Raw genomic sequence first — 14,995 nt, 5'->3', positions numbered from 1 at the left:
GCCACCGCCACCGCCACCGCCGCTCGCGACGCCACCGCCACCGCCACCGCCACCGCCGTTACCACCGGCATTGCCGCTACCGCCACCGCTACCGCCACCGCCGTTACCTCCGGCGTTGCCACTACCGCTACTGGCGTTGCCGCTTTTCCCACTACTGCTCGCTTCTTTGCCAGAGGCTTGTGCTTTGCTGGTGCGATCTGCTTTTGCAGCGTTTTCAGCTCTTGCCATGCGATCGGCCTTCTTGCCGCCCTTGTCGGTTTTAGAAGCGCTCACGATGTTACCCAGCTTGACGCCCATACTTTGAGCGATTTGTCCCCAACCCATACCCTGGGCTCTTTGCCCCAGTACGCCGTTCAGGGCGCTTGCAAGTTGCGAGGGAGTGGGGCTGGTGATGCCTTGTTGGGTAAGTGCGGTTTGGGAAAGCGCGAGCGCTACATTGATGTTGCCGTAACCCATCTTGCCGGTCGCCGGTGAAACGGTCGCAGAGGGTGCGTTCGGGTTGGGGCTGGTTGGGCTGGCGCTCAGCGTGATGGTGGAACTTGTGTGAAGCCCGCTGACCAGCGCCTGGGCATTGGTTGGCGAACCCGCAAAGGAACTGTAAGTGGACGCCAGCTTGTCGCCCGCCGTATTGGTGGTGGTCGTGCTGGTGGCAGTCTGCGCCCAGAGGGGTGCGCCACTAAGCAAGACAACACTGGCAACGCCCAAGGCGACGATGGTCTTTTTGATCAACATGTTAATGACCTCACTCTGTTGAATGGATAAGACTGCGAATTGCAGTTTTGAATTTTTATTCTAGGGTGCAATGCATGCGGATAATGCCGCTTGAGGCCGCATCCTACATAGGCTCAGCGTTTGGCGGAGGCAATGCCTGCCCGATGCGAAAAGTTACAAACGGCATTCAAACAACCGGCTTCAGCTTGCATCAGGCCTTGCGAGCGTCCAGCAAGGCCGCCACGACCTCGGCAAAACCCGCGCCGCGTTCGCTTTCGGTGATGTAGCCCGGCTTGTGGGTCAGCTGTGCTTCAAAGCGGCGTATGTTGGCTACGCCCACCGAATGCGGGAAGGCCTCGAACATCAGCTGGTCGTTGGTCGAATCACCCACATACACCCAGTGCGCCATCTCGGCGTCGAGGTCGCGGCCGAACAGCTCGCGGGCTATCCAGCGCGCGCCTTCAAGCTTGTTATGCGCGCCAAACCAGCCATTGATATGGATGCTGCTGGTGCTCGCGTTCATGCCCTCGCTTTGCATGATTTTTACCACCTGGGCGATGCGCTCGGGTGGCAGATGCACAAATTCGCTGTGGTCAATCGCCATGTCAGTCTCGCGCCCCGGGCTGTCTTGCGCCAGCACCGCGCCTGGCACTTCCCTGGTCACGCGGTAGGCCACCTGCTGCATGCGGGCATGGTTGGCCAGGCGGGTGGCGTCGTCTTGTTGATATAGTTTTGATAGCTGTTCATGCCCGTCTTTATTGGGCTGCAGGCCTTTTTTATGCAAATAAATGGCAACGGCGCCATTCTCGGCCACGATGGCATCCACCGGCCAGTCCCGTGCAAAGGGCTCGCTCCAGCCGACCGGACGGCCGGTGATGGCAATGACCTGCAGACCGGCCGCTTTCAGGGCCGCCAGTGCGGCCAGCGCATCGGCGGTGATGGCGCCGTGGGTGGTCAGGGTGTCGTCGATATCTGTAAAAACGCCGGTGATGCCGCGGCGGACTTCGAGGGGCCAGTTCTTCAGTGCTTGCATGGTGAAATTTTCGCACGCACCTTGTGACCGGAACGGGGTTTAGACGGGTTCTGTACAATGCTGGCTTCCTGAGGAGCGTTGCAAACCACCGCATGTGGTCTAGGCTCAGGACTTCCATTTGCAACCACGCTCACCCGCATGTGCTCTTAAGCCGGGTGAGTGAGATCCTCACATTCCCCCCGATTGAAAGCCCGCGTACGTGGCTATTTTGCCAAGTTTGACTCTTGATTTTGGAGATGCCCAAATGAACGCCGTATTGAAAACCGCACAGAACCCAGACTACGTGATTGCCGACCTGTCGCTTGCCGGCTGGGGTCGCAAGGAACTGAAAATTGCCGAAACCGAAATGCCAGGCCTGATGGCCATCCGCGAAGAATTCGCGAAAGGCCAACCGCTGAAGGGCGCGCGCATCACCGGTTCGCTGCACATGACCATCCAGACCGGCGTGCTGATCGAGACCCTGCAAGCGCTGGGCGCCGAGGTGCGCTGGGCCTCGTGCAATATCTTCTCGACGCAAGACCACGCCGCCGCCGCGATTGCCGCCAAGGGCACGCCGGTGTTTGCGATCAAGGGTGAAACCCTGGCCGACTACTGGGATTACACCCACCGCATTTTCGAATTTGCAGGCGCCAAGGGCACGCCCGAAGAAGGCCCCAACATGATTCTGGACGACGGCGGTGACGCGACGCTGCTGATGCATCTGGGCACCAGGGCCGAGCAAGACGCCAGCCTGCTGGCCAAGCCCGGGAGCGAAGAAGAAATCTGCCTGTTCAACGCTATCAAGGCCAAGCTGGCGCAAGACGGCAGCTGGTACAGCCGTCGCCTGAAAAACATCATTGGCGTGACCGAGGAAACCACCACCGGCGTGCTGCGCCTGAACGAGATGTCGGCCAAGGGCACGCTGGCCCTGCGCGCCATCAACGTGAACGACTCGGTCACCAAGAGCAAGTTTGACAACCTTTATGGTTGCCGCGAATCCTTGGTGGATGGCATCAAACGCGCCACCGATGTGATGATCGCCGGCAAGGTGGCCTGCGTGGCCGGCTATGGCGACGTGGGCAAGGGCTGCGCCCAGGCGCTACGCGCCCTGAGCGCCCAGGTGTGGGTGACCGAGATCGACCCGATCAACGCCCTACAGGCGGCGATGGAAGGTTTCAAGGTCGTCACCATGGAATACGCCGCCGACAAATGTGACATCTTCGTTTCAGCCACCGGCAACAAAAACGTCATCGGTTATGCGCACATGGCCCAGATGAAAGACCAGGCTATCGTCTGCAACATTGGTCACTTCGACAATGAAATCGATGTCGCCTCGCTGCAAAAATGCACCTGGGAAGAGATCAAGCCGCAAGTCGATCACGTGATTTTCCCGGACGGCAAGCGCATCATCCTGTTGGCCAAAGGGCGCCTGGTGAACCTGGGTTGCGGCACCGGCCACCCCAGCTTCGTGATGTCGTCCAGTTTTGCCAACCAGACCATTGCGCAGATCGAGCTCTTCACCAAGCAGGCCGATTACGAAGTGGGCAAGGTCTATGTGCTGCCCAAGCACCTCGACGAAAAAGTGGCGCGTTTGCACCTCAAGAAGGTGGGCGCGATGCTGTCCGAGCTGAGCGATGAGCAGGCCGCTTACATCGGGGTGAGCAAAGCGGGTCCGTACAAAGCCAACAGCTACCGCTATTGAGTTTGCGCTACTGCGCGGCCGTGATGCGTCGTTGCGGGTCCTTCCATGAATCCCCCGGCGCCTAGCCTGACGGCCGCTCGCTACGCGCCAAGTAACCTGGTAACCATTCATGCGCGCTGATTTATTTCTTGTCGAACACGGCTTTGCCACCACCCGCTCTCAGGCGCAGCGCCTGATTGCCTCGGGCGTGCAGTGGCGCGTGGAAGCCGGGGGCGCCTGGAAGAAGGTCGCCAAAAACGGCGATGAACTGCCGGCCGACGCTGCGCTTCAGGTGTTGGACAACACCGAGGCGAAATACATTTCGCGCGGTGGCTTGAAGCTCGAAGGTGCTTTGACAAGTACCGGCCTGGACGTCAAGGATCTGCGTTGTCTCGATATCGGTCAGTCGACCGGGGGCTTTACCGACTGCCTGTTGCAGCACGGCGCGGCGCAGGTTGTGGGTGTGGACGTGGGCCATGGCCAGCTGCACGCCACCCTGCGCGACGACCCGCGCGTGGTGTGCATTGAAGGGGTCAATGCGCGCTCGCTCACCGCGGACGATCTGATCGAGCATTACCGCCGTGCGCTGCATGCCGGGGACGACACCGAAGACGGTGATGACTATGAATTCGATGAGGGCGACGACGCCGACAGTACCGACTTTGACCCGGTGTTTGATTTCCTGACGGGCGATCTGTCTTTTATTTCTCTGACGCTGGTGTTGCCCGCCGTGGTGCGCCTGCTCAAACCCGATGGCCATCTGCTGATGCTGGTCAAGCCGCAGTTTGAGCTGCAGCCGGGGCAGGTGGGAAAAGGCGGCATTGTGCGCGATGCGTCGCTGTTCGAGTTCGTTGAAAAGCGCCTGCGTGAATCTTGTGCCGGCTTGGGGCTGGAGGTGATGGCGTGGCTGGAGTCACCGATTGTTGGCGGTGACGGCAACCGTGAGTTTTTCATCCATGCGAAGAAAGGCCACGAGCGCACCGGTGAAGACCAGCCGCTGGCCGCCGTGCCGCAGAGAAAAGCCCCCAAGCGGCTTCCCCGTAGCGCGCAGCGCGAGCCGCGGGAGTCACATGAGCCGCACGAAGACCCGGAAGCCGCGCATGCGGGCAAGCCCGGGCCGGCGCGGGGCAAGCGGCGTGACAAAAAAGCCGAAGAAAACCCGACGAACGATTGAGGCTTGCGATGAATGTTCCAGTCAGTTTCGAATTCTTCCCGCCGAAAACGCCCGAAGGCGCCGACAAGCTGCGTNNGCCATCTTTCATGCGTCGGCGCGACCAAAGCTGCGATGCGCCAACATCTGGCAACCTTGCAGGCCATGGGCGTCAAGCGGCTGGTGGCGCTGCGCGGCGATTTGCCCAGCGGCTACGGCATGGGCGGCGAGTTTCATTACGCCAGCGATCTGGTGGCCTTTATCCGCGCGGAAACGGGCGATGCCTTTCACATTGAAGTGGCCGCCTACCCTGAAATCCACCCGCAGGCCAAATCGGCCGAAGCCGACCTGAGGGCCTTTGCCGCCAAGGTCAAGGCCGGAGCCAACTCGGCCATCACCCAGTATTTTTTCAACGCGGACGCCTATTTCCGCTTTGTGGACGACGTGCGGCGACTGGGTGTCAATGTGCCGGTGGTCCCCGGCATCATGCCCATTACCAGTTCGACGCAGCTCATGCGGTTTAGCGATGCCAGCGGCGCAGAAATTCCCCGCTGGATTCGCTTGCGACTGCAAGGCTATGGTGATGACACGGCATCCATCAAGCGCTTTGGACTGGACGTGATCACTGACCTGTGCGACCGGCTTTGCACGGCCAGCGTGCCCGGCCTTCATTTTTATACGATGAACCAGGCTGCGGCGACGACCGAGATTATTCGCCGCCTGAAACCGGCTTGAGGCCTGGCCCTGACCCCATGTACAAGGGCGTCATCAAGTTCTGGCTTGTCGCAAGCCTGCTGGCTGTGCTGGCGGCCTGCACGACCGTACCTTCACCTCCTTCACCCCCGTCGTCCAGCCCCTCCCGGCCGACCGCCAAGAAACTGGTGAGGCCGGAAACCGCAGGCCTGGCAGCCGATGCTGTGCCGGTTCCAGGGGCGGTTGTGGACGATAAATATCTGCTGACCGGTGAAGCTGCCAAGGAGTTGCAGCGCGGCCAGGCCTCCTGGTACAGCCCAAGCCTTCAGGGCCGGCGCACAGCCAGCGGCGAGCGCTACGACATGTATGCGCTGACGGCGGCCCATAAGACGCTGCCTTTTGGTACGGTGGTGCGGGTGCGCAGTCTCCAGGTTCCCGGGCGGGAAGTTGACGTCCGCATCAACGACCGTGGTCCGTTTGCCCCCGGGCGTGTGATCGACCTGAGCCAGGCTGCGGCAGAGGCACTGGGCCTGCTGGCGCTCGGTGTCACCGAGGTGTCGCTGAATGTGCCCGAATCCACGGCCCTGCGGATGGAGCCGCCTGAGCCTGTCCAGAAAGTCCGGCGCACCAAGCGGCGATCCCCACCCGTCAAGCACCGTTAATTTTTCGGGTTAGCCGCCGTGCTCCAGCGTGAAGCCCGCGTTGCGGTCTTGCCCGAGCAGGGCAACCATTTGCGGCAAAGCGGCTTGCAGGTCCGCTTTGAGCGTGTGGGGCGGATTGATGATGAACATACCGCTGGAGGGTAAGCCCGGGCGTATGACTTCCCCGGAAACATCGGTGGTTAATTTGCTGGACTTCACCGTTAACGTTGCGTTTAGCCAGCTTCGCCCGGCCTTGACCGCAAGTGTTTTGAGTTTTCGCGGCAAATCGTGCGCTTCAGGCCGCGGGATGATGGGGTACCAGATCACGTAAGTGCCTGTGGCAAAGCGCTTGACGGCGTCGCTCATGCAGGCGGCGACGCGGGCGTAGTCGCTCTTCACTTCATAGCTGGGATCGCATAGCACCATGGCCCGCCGGGCGGGGGGTGGCAAGAAGGTTTTGAGGGCCTCAAACCCATCCTCACGGGCCACCGTCACTTGGCGGCCGACGCCCAGCTGCTCAATGTTGCCTGAAAGCGACTTGAAGTCGGTGGGGTGCAGTTCAAACAGTTTGAGCTTGTCGCGGCCGCTCAGGAATTGCTGCTCGATAAACGGGGAGCCGGGGTAAATTTTCAGGTGGGCCGCATCGCCGGTCTCGGCGAATTGGGGGTTCAGGCCGCGCAACAGGTCCACATAGTCCTGCAGGGCTGGCGCCCAAGTCCCGGTGGGTGTCGAATTTGCTACCTTTTTTATAGCTGCTTGTGCCCGTGTTTCTTGGGCTGGAGGGGTTTTTTTACCTGAAATAAGCTTGAAAACACCTTCCACCGCTTCGCCGCTGGTCTCGGTGTAATCGCTATCGAGTCGGTATAAGCCGGCACCCGCGTGGGTGTCGATCACGGTCAGCGCCGTGTCTTTCTGGGTTAAATACTTCATCAACGCGATCAGCGTGGTGTGCTTGAGGACGTCGGCATGGTTGCCTGCATGGAAGGCGTGGCGGTAGGAAAACATGCGTCTATCGTACCTTCTTGCTGCGGAAAATTGGCGCAAGCCCTTGATTTTTCATATAATCCAACGCTCTGCAGCGCACACGTGGTTCCGCGGCAGAGTTGCTTGCCAAACTCTTGACGGGTTCGCCTTTCACTGTTTAGCGCGCAAATTACCACCTAAGAGGTTCTCATCAGAAGAACGCCGACCGTGGAAAAGAACCCAACAAACCATTTCGAAAGAAACTCATGAAAACGTTCAGCGCCAAACCCGCTGACGTGACGCACGAGTGGTTTGTGATTGACGCGACCGACAAGGTCCTCGGACGAGTAGCCAGCGAAGTTGCTCTCCGTTTGCGCGGCAAACACAAGGCCATTTATACGCCTCACGTCGATACCGGTGACTTCATCGTCATCATCAACGCAGCCCAGCTGCGCGTCACTGGTGCCAAAAGCACTGACAAAATCTACTACCGTCATTCGGGCTACCCCGGCGGTATTACTGCCACCAATTTCCGTGACATGCAAGCTAAGCATCCTGGCCGCGCTCTGGAAAAAGCCGTCAAAGGCATGCTGCCCAAGGGCCCGCTCGGCTACGCCATGATCAAGAAACTCAAGGTGTACGGTGGTGCAGAGCATCCGCATACCGCCCAACAGCCTAAAGTGCTGGACATCTAAGGAGCTATTGATGATTGGTGATTGGAATAATGGCACCGGCCGTCGCAAATCAAGCGTCGCCCGCGTGTTTCTGAAAAAAGGCACTGGCAAGATCACGGTGAACGACAAGGACATTCAGGTGTTCTTCGGTCGTCAGACCTCGATCATGATCTGCCGCCAGCCCCTGTTTCTGACGAATCACGTCGAGACGTTTGACATCATGATCAACGTCCACGGCGGCGGCGAGTCCGGCCAGGCTGGCGCGGTGCGCCACGGCATTACCCGTGCGCTGATTGACTATGACGCAACCCTCAAGCCGGCGTTGAGCCAGGCCGGTTTTGTAACGCGTGATGCACGTGAAGTCGAACGTAAAAAAGTCGGTTTCCGGTCAGCACGCCGTCGCAAGCAGTTCAGCAAGCGTTAATCCGCTTTTTGAACCAAGAAAAGCCGCCATGGTTTGCGCCTGGCGGCTTTTTTCATGGTTTTTCCCAAACCGGGCAGCATGCGCCTGATGCAATCCCTTACTTGCCCTTTACCCAGCCATAGCCGGCTGCCGCCGCGTCCGCAGGCACAATGCAACTCCCGAACCGAAAAACTGCAGGATATGTCTTGAAATTCCGCCTGTTTCGCCGTCGTCTGACCATCAGTTCTCCGCGCATGGCTGTGCGTAGCGCTTTGCCATGGCCTTTGCGCTGGATTGTCGGCGCCTTGATGCTGGGGTTTTCCGCTGCCATCGCCTTGTGGGCTTTTGAATTTGGCAAAGGTATTGCGGGCCTGGACAGCCATGCCAAGGAAGAGCTGACCCTGCTCCGGCAAGAGGTCGTCAGCCTGCACTCGGACCGCGACAAGGCGCAGTCGATTTCCAATACTTCTGACAGCCTGTTGACTACCGAAAAGGCGCTTCAGGAAAAAATGATGAGCCAGATCAGGCAACTGGAATCCGACAACCACAGCCTGCGCGACGACCTCGGTTTTTTTGAGAAGCTGTTGCCGGCGGGCAGCACTGAAGTTGCATCCATACGCAGCCTGCAGGCCGAAGTGTTGTCGGAGACCCAGCTAAAGTGGCAGGTGCTGGTCATTCAGCCCGTCAAAAACGCCGCGACCTTCAACGGCAAGCTGGATCTGACGCTCTATGGCGCGCAGGCCGGAAAGCCCTGGTCCATGACCCTGACCGGTGGTCCGCAGGCTTTGCAGTTCAAACAATACCGTCGCATGGAAGGTATCCTCGACTTGCCGCCTCAAGCCGTGGTAAAAACAGTGACTGCCAAAGTCATTGAAGGAACGACCGTTCGTTCCATTCAAACCTTCAAGCTCTAACTTCCAAGCGCTCATCCCAACGTCCCCGCCCACAGGAATCGGTTTATGTTCGGTAAAAAGAAGCAACCCCCCATCAAAAGCCTGATTGCCCAGGGCAGCTGCATTGAAGGCAACCTTAAATTCACCGACGGCCTGCGGGTCGACGGCGAAGTGATGGGTGACATCCGCGCCAATGAAGGCAGTCCCAGCATTCTGGTGATCAGCGAATCCGCCAGTGTGACCGGCCTCATCCATGCCGACCATGTGATCATCAACGGACGTGTGATCGGACCGGTCCATGCCTCTGAATTGCTGGAACTCCAGCCGAAAGCCAATATTGAAGGAGAGGTGTCTTACAAGGCGCTTGAAATGCACCAGGGTGCCGTCATCTTTGGACAATTGCGCCCCATAGCGCACCAGCAACTGGAAGAAAAGCCCATCCTGAAGCTGGCAGCCACCAATAAATGACGGAATTCAGGTAGTGAGCGCTCGCAATCGACCCTGATTTTTAATACGCGTGGGCGTAATGGTTGATTGATTTGCTGTAGTATTTGATTATTGAGCTTTGAATAACGGAGTCCCCATGAGCACAGTTGCCGAAAATATCCCAACCGAAATGCCTGCCCCCTTTGTCTTTACCGACAGTGCTGCGTCCAAAGTGGCTGAGCTGATCGCCGAAGAAGGCAATCCGGACCTGAAGCTGCGTGTTTTTGTGCAGGGCGGCGGCTGCTCGGGCTTCCAATATGGTTTCACCTTTGACGAAATCACCAATGAAGACGACACCACCATGACCAAAAACGGTGTGTCCTTGCTGATCGATGCGATGAGCTACCAGTACCTGGTTGGGGCCGAGATTGACTACAAAGACGATCTCGAAGGTGCGCAATTCGTCATCAAAAACCCCAACGCCACCACCAGCTGTGGTTGCGGCTCCAGCTTCTCGGCCTGAACCCTTGCCCCTCATCAAAAAGCCGCCTTTCAGGGCGGTTTTTTTGTTTCGAGAGGGGCATCAAGCGGGGTAGATAGCCCCCAGCACACGTAGCCCTGCCGCGCCCGTGACACTCGGCAGATTGCCGGGCTGCCGTCTGACCGCTTGGCGTGCCAGCCAGGCAAAAGCAGCCGCTTCGACCTGCAGGGGTGGCAAACCGTGCAGGTCTGAAGCGCTGACGCGAAGGGATGAGAAGCCCGCTTGCAGGCGCTGCATGAGGTGCCGGTTGAAAGCGCCGCCACCACATACGATCAACTCTTCGCTATCTTTTCCATAGCTGCTTACGCCCGTTATACAAGCGCTAGCGGTGAATTCTGTTAATGTATTTTGAATATCTTCGGGACGTTCTGCGGCGAAGGGCACCAGTTTTTCAGCCAGCCACGCCAGGCTGAAAAGATCCCTGCCCGTGCTTTTAGGAATTGCTTGGGAAAAATAAGGTTCGTCCAGCAGGCTGGCCAGCAGTTTTGGCAACAGCCTGCCGCTGGCCGCCCAGGCGCCGCCTGCGTCAAACGGCTGGCCGGTGTGCTGTTGGCACCAGGCATCCATCAGCGCATTGCCCGGCCCGCAGTCGAAACCCAACACGGGTGATTCGGGGTGATGGGGCAGTACACTGAGGTTGGACATGCCGCCCAGGTTCAGTACCGCCACGGTGGCATCGGTGCGGCCAAAAAAACTCTGGTGAAAGGCTGGTACCAGCGGTGCGCCCTGGCCGCCTGCGGCGACATCGCGGCTGCGGAAATCTGCCACTACATCAAGACCGGTGAGCTCGGCCAGCAAGGCCGGGTTGTTGAGCTGGAGCGTGTAGCCCACGCCTGCGGCTTCTGCGGAAGTTCTCTGGGGCTGGTGCCGAACCGTCTGCCCATGCGCACCAATGGCCTGAATGTTCGCTGCGGATATGCCCTGCGCGGCGGCGTTGTCCAGAAGGGTGCCGATCACCCTGGCATACACCGCAGCCAGCTGGTTTCCCGCCAGTGCAGCACGGTGCAGTTCGTTGTCCGTGGGCGAATTCAGTGCCAGCAACTCTGCCCGGAAAATTTCAGAAAACGGCTCGGTGGCGCTTGCTACCACCCGTGGTTTTTTACCTGAAAAATCCACCAGCACGCCATCCGCACCGTCGAGTGAGGTGCCTGACATCAGGCCAATGGTGCAGTCCAGCATGCGGCTATTTTTCCGCAGAGCCGTGGAGTCGTTGCAGTTATTCAGCTCGGGTCTGGCTGATGGTGGCTGCGGCCAGCAGCTGATTTTTGACACCGGCTGCGAGTTGGTTGAACAGCGGCAGGGCGGCCTTCGAAACTGGAATGGTTTCGCTCTGCTGGGCCATTGCCATCGGGTCCTTCTGCACGCCGTTGACGCGGACCTCAAAATGCAGGTGCGGTCCGGTCGCCCAGCCGGTCATGCCGACCAAGCCGATGGTCTGGCCCTGACTCACACTCTGGCCGCGCTGCACCAGGATTTTGCTCAGGTGGGCATAAACCGTTTCGTGGTTTTCGCGGTGCTTGATGAAGATCACGTTGCCATAGCCGTTTTGCACACCGGCAAACTCCACCACACCGTCGCCCACCGTTCGCGCGGGCGTGCCGGTGCTGGCCGCAAAGTCGGTACCCAGGTGGGCCTTCCACTGTTGCAGAATGGGGTGAAAGCGCATGGCAAAGCCGCTGCTGATCCGTGAGAACTCCACCGGTGAGCTGAGGTAAGCCCGGTGCAAGCTCCGGCCGTCCAGCGTGTAATAACTGCCCTTGTTGGCTGCGCCCGCGGCATCTTGGCCCGGTGGCTGGAACCACATGGCCTGAAAGGTCTTGCCGGCGTTGACGAATTCGGCCGACAGCACGCGGCCGGTGCGCATCGCTTCGCCATCGGCTTCCAGGGTTTCGTACACCACATTGAAGCGGTCGCCCTTGCGCAGGGCACGGCGGAAATCGATGTCGCCCGAGAAAATCTCCGCGATCTGCACGGCCACGCCATCAGGAATGCGGGCTTCGTCAGTGGCTGCAAAGAGCGTCGTCTGAATGCCGCCGCTGGCCAGCCGGGCCGAGCTGGTGTAGGGCGCCGTCTCAACGCGTGAACTGAATCCGTTAGCGGTGCGTTCAATCACGAGACGTTTGAACAGCGCTTCGTCGTCGCTGGGCCAGCGCATGCTGAGTTTGAGCAGCTTCTGGCTGTCGTTGGCTTCCACTGTCACGGTTTTACCCGGGCGGCCCGCCAATATCATCCGCGCGTTGGGGTCGGCCCGCAAAAAGGCCGCGGCCGCCGTGTCGTCAAGGTTCAGGCGTTTGAGCAGGGCGTCGGCGGTGTCGCTGCTGCGCGTGCTTTCGGTCCGGAATAGATTGAAGCGGAAATCGGTGAGTGCGTCGGTCTGGGCCTGCGTGGGCAGAGGCTGCACGACCTCCAGCACCTGCTGGACCGGCAAATCGGCGGCATCGGGCGCCAGCGGCACTACGCCGAACGCAGTGACCCCGGTACCCAGCAGCAGCACTGCAAGGCTGGCGGCGACCCGTTTGGGGTGGTGGCGGAGGCTGTTGGCGAGGCCAAGCAGGATGCGGGAGGAGATAGGCAGGATGTGGGAGGGGACGGGCAGGCGCAAAACGGAATTCCCAACTAAAGTGCATCGGGCCACGAAGACGTGCCGGACTGCGATATAAGGAAATCGGTGACCGGCCTGTACGGGTCTTGAGGTCATCGGACTAAAAAAAGTTCGGTTCCTGATCAGCAAGTGGCGGGCCAACTAAAATGCCAAGCTGATGTAGGAAAGCACCCATTATATCTGTCGGACAACCCCCCGACCTGCGAAAAACCCTTATGAATCAAGACCTTGTTACAAATTATCTAGTAACTGAACGTGTGCAGATCGCCTTGGCCGTGTCGCTGCGAGGCTGCGAAGAGTTGATTCCCCAGGATGAATGGGTCAAGAAACTGGCCCGCAGCGAGACCACAGGCGTGCCGCTGCGCATCAAACTGGGGCTGGACCCGACCGCGCCGGACATCCACATCGGGCACACCGTGGTGCTTAACAAAATGCGCCAGCTCCAGGATTTGGGACATACGGTCATTTTCCTGATTGGAGACTTCACCACCCTGATTGGCGACCCTTCAGGGCGCAACAACACGCGCCCGGCCTTGAGCCGCGAACAAATCGAGGTCAATGCCCAGACCTATTATCGCCAGGCGTCCATGGTGCTGGACCCGGCCAAGACCGAAATTCGCTACAACAGTGAATGGGGCGACAACCTGGGTTCGCGCGGCATGATCGAGCTGGCGGCCAGGTACACGGTGGCGCGCATGATGGAGCGCAACGACTTTCATGACCGCTTCAAGGCCGGCACGCCGATCAGCGTGCATGAATTCCTGTACCCGCTGCTGCAGGGCTATGACTCGGTGGCGCTCAAAAGCGACCTGGAGCTCGGCGGCACCGACCAGAAGTTCAACCTGCTGATGGGGCGTCACCTGCAGGCCGAGTACGGCCAGGAGCCGCAGTGCATTCTGACCATGCCGCTGCTCGAAGGGTTGGACGGCATTGAGAAAATGTCCAAGAGCAAAAACAATTACATCGGCATCTCAGAAGACGCCAACACCATGTTCGCCAAGGTGTTGAGCATCTCCGACGTGTTGATGTGGCGCTGGTACACATTGTTGAGCTTCAAGAGCGAGGCCGCCATCGAAGCCCTGAAAGCTGAAGTTGAGGCGGGCCGCAACCCGAAAGACGCCAAGGTCGCCCTGGCCAAGGAAATCACGGCGCGCTTTCACTCCAGCGCGGCAGCCGATGCGGCAGAGCAGGATTTCATTAACCGCAGCAAGGGCGGCGTGCCCGACGAGATGCCCGAAGTGTCATTGTCGGGCGCCCCCCTGGGGATTGGCGCCTTGCTCAAGGCCGCCGGCCTAGCGCCTTCGGGCAGCGAAGCGACTCGTCTGATCGAAGGCGGCGGCGTGCGGGTAGACTCCAGCGTGGTCAGCGACAAGGCGCTGAAGCTGGGCGCGGGGACTTACGTGGTGCAGGTCGGCAAGCGCAAGTTTGCCCGGGTGACATTGGCGTGAAGGGCTGTTGATCTGCGCATGATCGCTGTATTGCAACGTGTCAGCGAGGCCCGCGTGGTGATCGCCGATCAGATGGTGGGCCAGATTGCCCAGGGGCTGCTGGTGCTGCTGTGCGCGGAACGCGGCGACGCCGAGGTGCAGGCCGACAAACTTCTGGCCAAAATCCTCAAGCTTCGAATTTTTTCAGATGCGGCCGGCAAGATGAATCGCAGCGTGCAGGACCTGGACGGGCAGGGCGCTACCGGAGGGCTGCTCATTGTGAGCCAGTTCACACTGGCCGCCGATGCGTCAGGCGGCAACCGGCCCAGCTTCACCGGCGCTGCGCCGCCGGATGTCGGGCGAAGGCTCTACGACTACTTCGTGGCGCAGGCGCGCGCAGTCCATCCGAAGGTAGAGACCGGGCAGTTTGCCGCCGACATGCAGGTGCACCTGATCAATGACGGGCCGGTGACTATTCCGCTACGGGCGCTATAGCGGCGGCAGCTCGCGCCGCATCGTCCACGCTCCAGAACAGCGCCACGCCACCGCTGGCGGCATGGGTCAGGCCCACGCGCACCAGCGCCTCGCGCGGCCGGTCCTTGACGCGCGCCAGCAGCAGGGCCGTGCCGTGGCGGCGCAGGCTGGCGGCGAATTCCGCCAGGGCTTCCACGGCGGTGCTGTCCAGGTCGTCGCAGGCCTCCAGGCTCAGCACCACCACCTGGGCGTGCGTTGCGTCGGCGCGCAGGCGTACCAGTTGGAACACCTGCTCGGCGTTGGCGAAGAACAGCGGCTCCTCGGGCCGCATGATGAGCGTGCCGGCTACCGCGGCCGACTCAGGGTGGCGCGCGCGATCAATATAGTCGCGCGTGCCCGGCAACTGGCCCAGCTCGGTGACCATGGGTTGCGCGAAGCGCCGGATCGCCACCATCAGCGAGAGCGCCACGGACAGCAGCATGCCGAACAGCACGCCGAAGAGCAGAACGCTGGCGGCGGCCACCAGTGCCAGCCAGGCGTCGCCACCCAGCCGCAGCGCATACAGCACGGCGCGCGGCCACAGGTTGTGCGAGAGGATGCCCACCACCACGGCAGCCAGAACCGGCACTGGCAGCAGCGCCAGCCAGGGCCGCGCCAGCCACAGCAGGAGGGCCAGCGCCAGCGCGGCGGCCACGCCCGCCCAT

The 14,995-nt window shown here is 60.3% G+C and carries 16 protein-coding genes, 1 pseudogene and 1 riboswitch; of the genes and pseudogenes, 11 read left to right on the top strand and 6 right to left on the bottom strand.

Annotated elements, in window-relative coordinates:
• On the bottom strand, positions 1-732 hold a 732-nt coding region (locus tag B3F77_RS06215), incomplete at its 3' end, for a hypothetical protein (protein WP_293604121.1).
• A gap of 190 nt (positions 733-922) precedes the next feature.
• Positions 923-1,744 carry an HAD-IIB family hydrolase gene (locus B3F77_RS06210; protein ID WP_293604120.1) on the bottom strand — a complete coding sequence of 274 codons (822 nt, stop codon included), beginning with the start codon at positions 1,742-1,744 and terminating at the stop codon, positions 923-925.
• Between the two features lie 64 nt (positions 1,745-1,808).
• Positions 1,809-1,883, top strand: a riboswitch (S-adenosyl-L-homocysteine riboswitch).
• A gap of 105 nt (positions 1,884-1,988) precedes the next feature.
• Between B3F77_RS06210 and ahcY the strand changes: the two genes are divergently transcribed.
• The 4 genes and pseudogenes from ahcY (at position 1,989) to B3F77_RS06190 (ending at position 5,909) form a co-directional block, all read left to right on the top strand.
• On the top strand, positions 1,989-3,425 hold the full coding sequence (gene ahcY / locus B3F77_RS06205; RefSeq protein ID WP_293604119.1) for an adenosylhomocysteinase: 1,437 nt from the start codon (positions 1,989-1,991) through the stop codon (positions 3,423-3,425).
• Positions 3,426-3,534: 109 nt separating this feature from the next.
• Positions 3,535-4,578: a TlyA family RNA methyltransferase gene (locus tag B3F77_RS06200; RefSeq protein ID WP_293604118.1), complete on the top strand. Its 1,044-nt coding sequence runs from the start codon at positions 3,535-3,537 to the stop codon at positions 4,576-4,578.
• Positions 4,579-4,586: 8 nt separating this feature from the next.
• Positions 4,587-5,289, top strand: a pseudogene (locus tag B3F77_RS06195) (methylenetetrahydrofolate reductase).
• Positions 5,290-5,306: 17 nt separating this feature from the next.
• Positions 5,307-5,909 (top strand): septal ring lytic transglycosylase RlpA family protein, encoded by a 603-nt coding sequence (locus tag B3F77_RS06190; RefSeq protein WP_293604117.1) that lies wholly within the window; start codon positions 5,307-5,309, stop codon positions 5,907-5,909.
• A 9-nt stretch (positions 5,910-5,918) separates the two neighbouring features.
• On the opposite strand, the gene B3F77_RS06185 is transcribed toward B3F77_RS06190, so the two are convergent.
• On the bottom strand, positions 5,919-6,893 hold the full coding sequence (locus B3F77_RS06185) for a 23S rRNA (adenine(2030)-N(6))-methyltransferase RlmJ (RefSeq protein WP_293604116.1): 975 nt from the start codon (positions 6,891-6,893) through the stop codon (positions 5,919-5,921).
• 224 nt (positions 6,894-7,117) lie between these two features.
• On the opposite strand from B3F77_RS06185, the gene rplM reads away from it, so the two are divergent.
• The 5 genes from rplM to erpA all read left to right on the top strand — a co-directional run bounded on the left by rplM (position 7,118) and on the right by erpA (position 9,770).
• Complete coding sequence (rplM, locus tag B3F77_RS06180) at positions 7,118-7,546, top strand: 50S ribosomal protein L13 (protein WP_007867557.1); 429 nt, start codon at positions 7,118-7,120, stop codon at positions 7,544-7,546.
• 10 nt (positions 7,547-7,556) lie between these two features.
• On the top strand, positions 7,557-7,949 hold the full coding sequence (gene rpsI / locus B3F77_RS06175) for a 30S ribosomal protein S9 (RefSeq protein WP_131421073.1): 393 nt from the start codon (positions 7,557-7,559) through the stop codon (positions 7,947-7,949).
• A 185-nt stretch (positions 7,950-8,134) separates the two neighbouring features.
• Positions 8,135-8,842, top strand: coding sequence for a DUF6776 family protein (locus B3F77_RS06170; protein ID WP_293604115.1), 708 nt, complete (start codon positions 8,135-8,137; stop codon positions 8,840-8,842).
• A 45-nt stretch (positions 8,843-8,887) separates the two neighbouring features.
• Positions 8,888-9,289, top strand: a complete 402-nt coding sequence (locus tag B3F77_RS06165) for a bactofilin family protein (protein WP_293604114.1) — start codon at positions 8,888-8,890, stop codon at positions 9,287-9,289.
• 115 nt (positions 9,290-9,404) lie between these two features.
• Positions 9,405-9,770 carry an iron-sulfur cluster insertion protein ErpA gene (gene erpA / locus B3F77_RS06160; protein ID WP_293604113.1) on the top strand — a complete coding sequence of 122 codons (366 nt, stop codon included), beginning with the start codon at positions 9,405-9,407 and terminating at the stop codon, positions 9,768-9,770.
• Between the two features lie 60 nt (positions 9,771-9,830).
• Here erpA and B3F77_RS06155 read toward each other — a convergent pair whose 3' ends face one another.
• Together B3F77_RS06155 and B3F77_RS06150 are read right to left on the bottom strand one after the other, a co-directional pair.
• Complete coding sequence (locus B3F77_RS06155; RefSeq protein WP_293604112.1) at positions 9,831-10,967, bottom strand: anhydro-N-acetylmuramic acid kinase; 1,137 nt, start codon at positions 10,965-10,967, stop codon at positions 9,831-9,833.
• Positions 10,968-11,004: 37 nt separating this feature from the next.
• Positions 11,005-12,390, bottom strand: a complete 1,386-nt coding sequence (locus B3F77_RS06150; protein WP_293604111.1) for a M23 family metallopeptidase — start codon at positions 12,388-12,390, stop codon at positions 11,005-11,007.
• 215 nt (positions 12,391-12,605) lie between these two features.
• Between B3F77_RS06150 and tyrS the strand changes: the two genes are divergently transcribed.
• Both tyrS and dtd read left to right on the top strand, forming a co-directional pair.
• On the top strand, positions 12,606-13,838 hold the full coding sequence (gene tyrS, locus B3F77_RS06145) for a tyrosine--tRNA ligase (protein WP_293604110.1): 1,233 nt from the start codon (positions 12,606-12,608) through the stop codon (positions 13,836-13,838).
• Positions 13,839-13,856: 18 nt separating this feature from the next.
• On the top strand, positions 13,857-14,312 hold the full coding sequence (gene dtd / locus B3F77_RS06140) for a D-aminoacyl-tRNA deacylase (RefSeq protein WP_293604109.1): 456 nt from the start codon (positions 13,857-13,859) through the stop codon (positions 14,310-14,312).
• Here dtd and B3F77_RS06135 read toward each other — a convergent pair.
• The coding region (locus tag B3F77_RS06135; RefSeq protein WP_293604108.1) for an STAS domain-containing protein at positions 14,290-14,995 on the bottom strand (706 nt) is incomplete at its 5' end. The genes dtd and B3F77_RS06135 overlap by 23 nt on opposite strands.

The sequence above is a fragment of the Polaromonas sp. UBA4122 genome, assembly GCA_002381615.1.
Taxonomy (GTDB): domain Bacteria; phylum Pseudomonadota; class Gammaproteobacteria; order Burkholderiales; family Burkholderiaceae_C; genus Polaromonas.
Note: the sequence above shows the minus strand (reverse complement) of the source record. Positions and strands in the feature narration are given on the sequence as shown.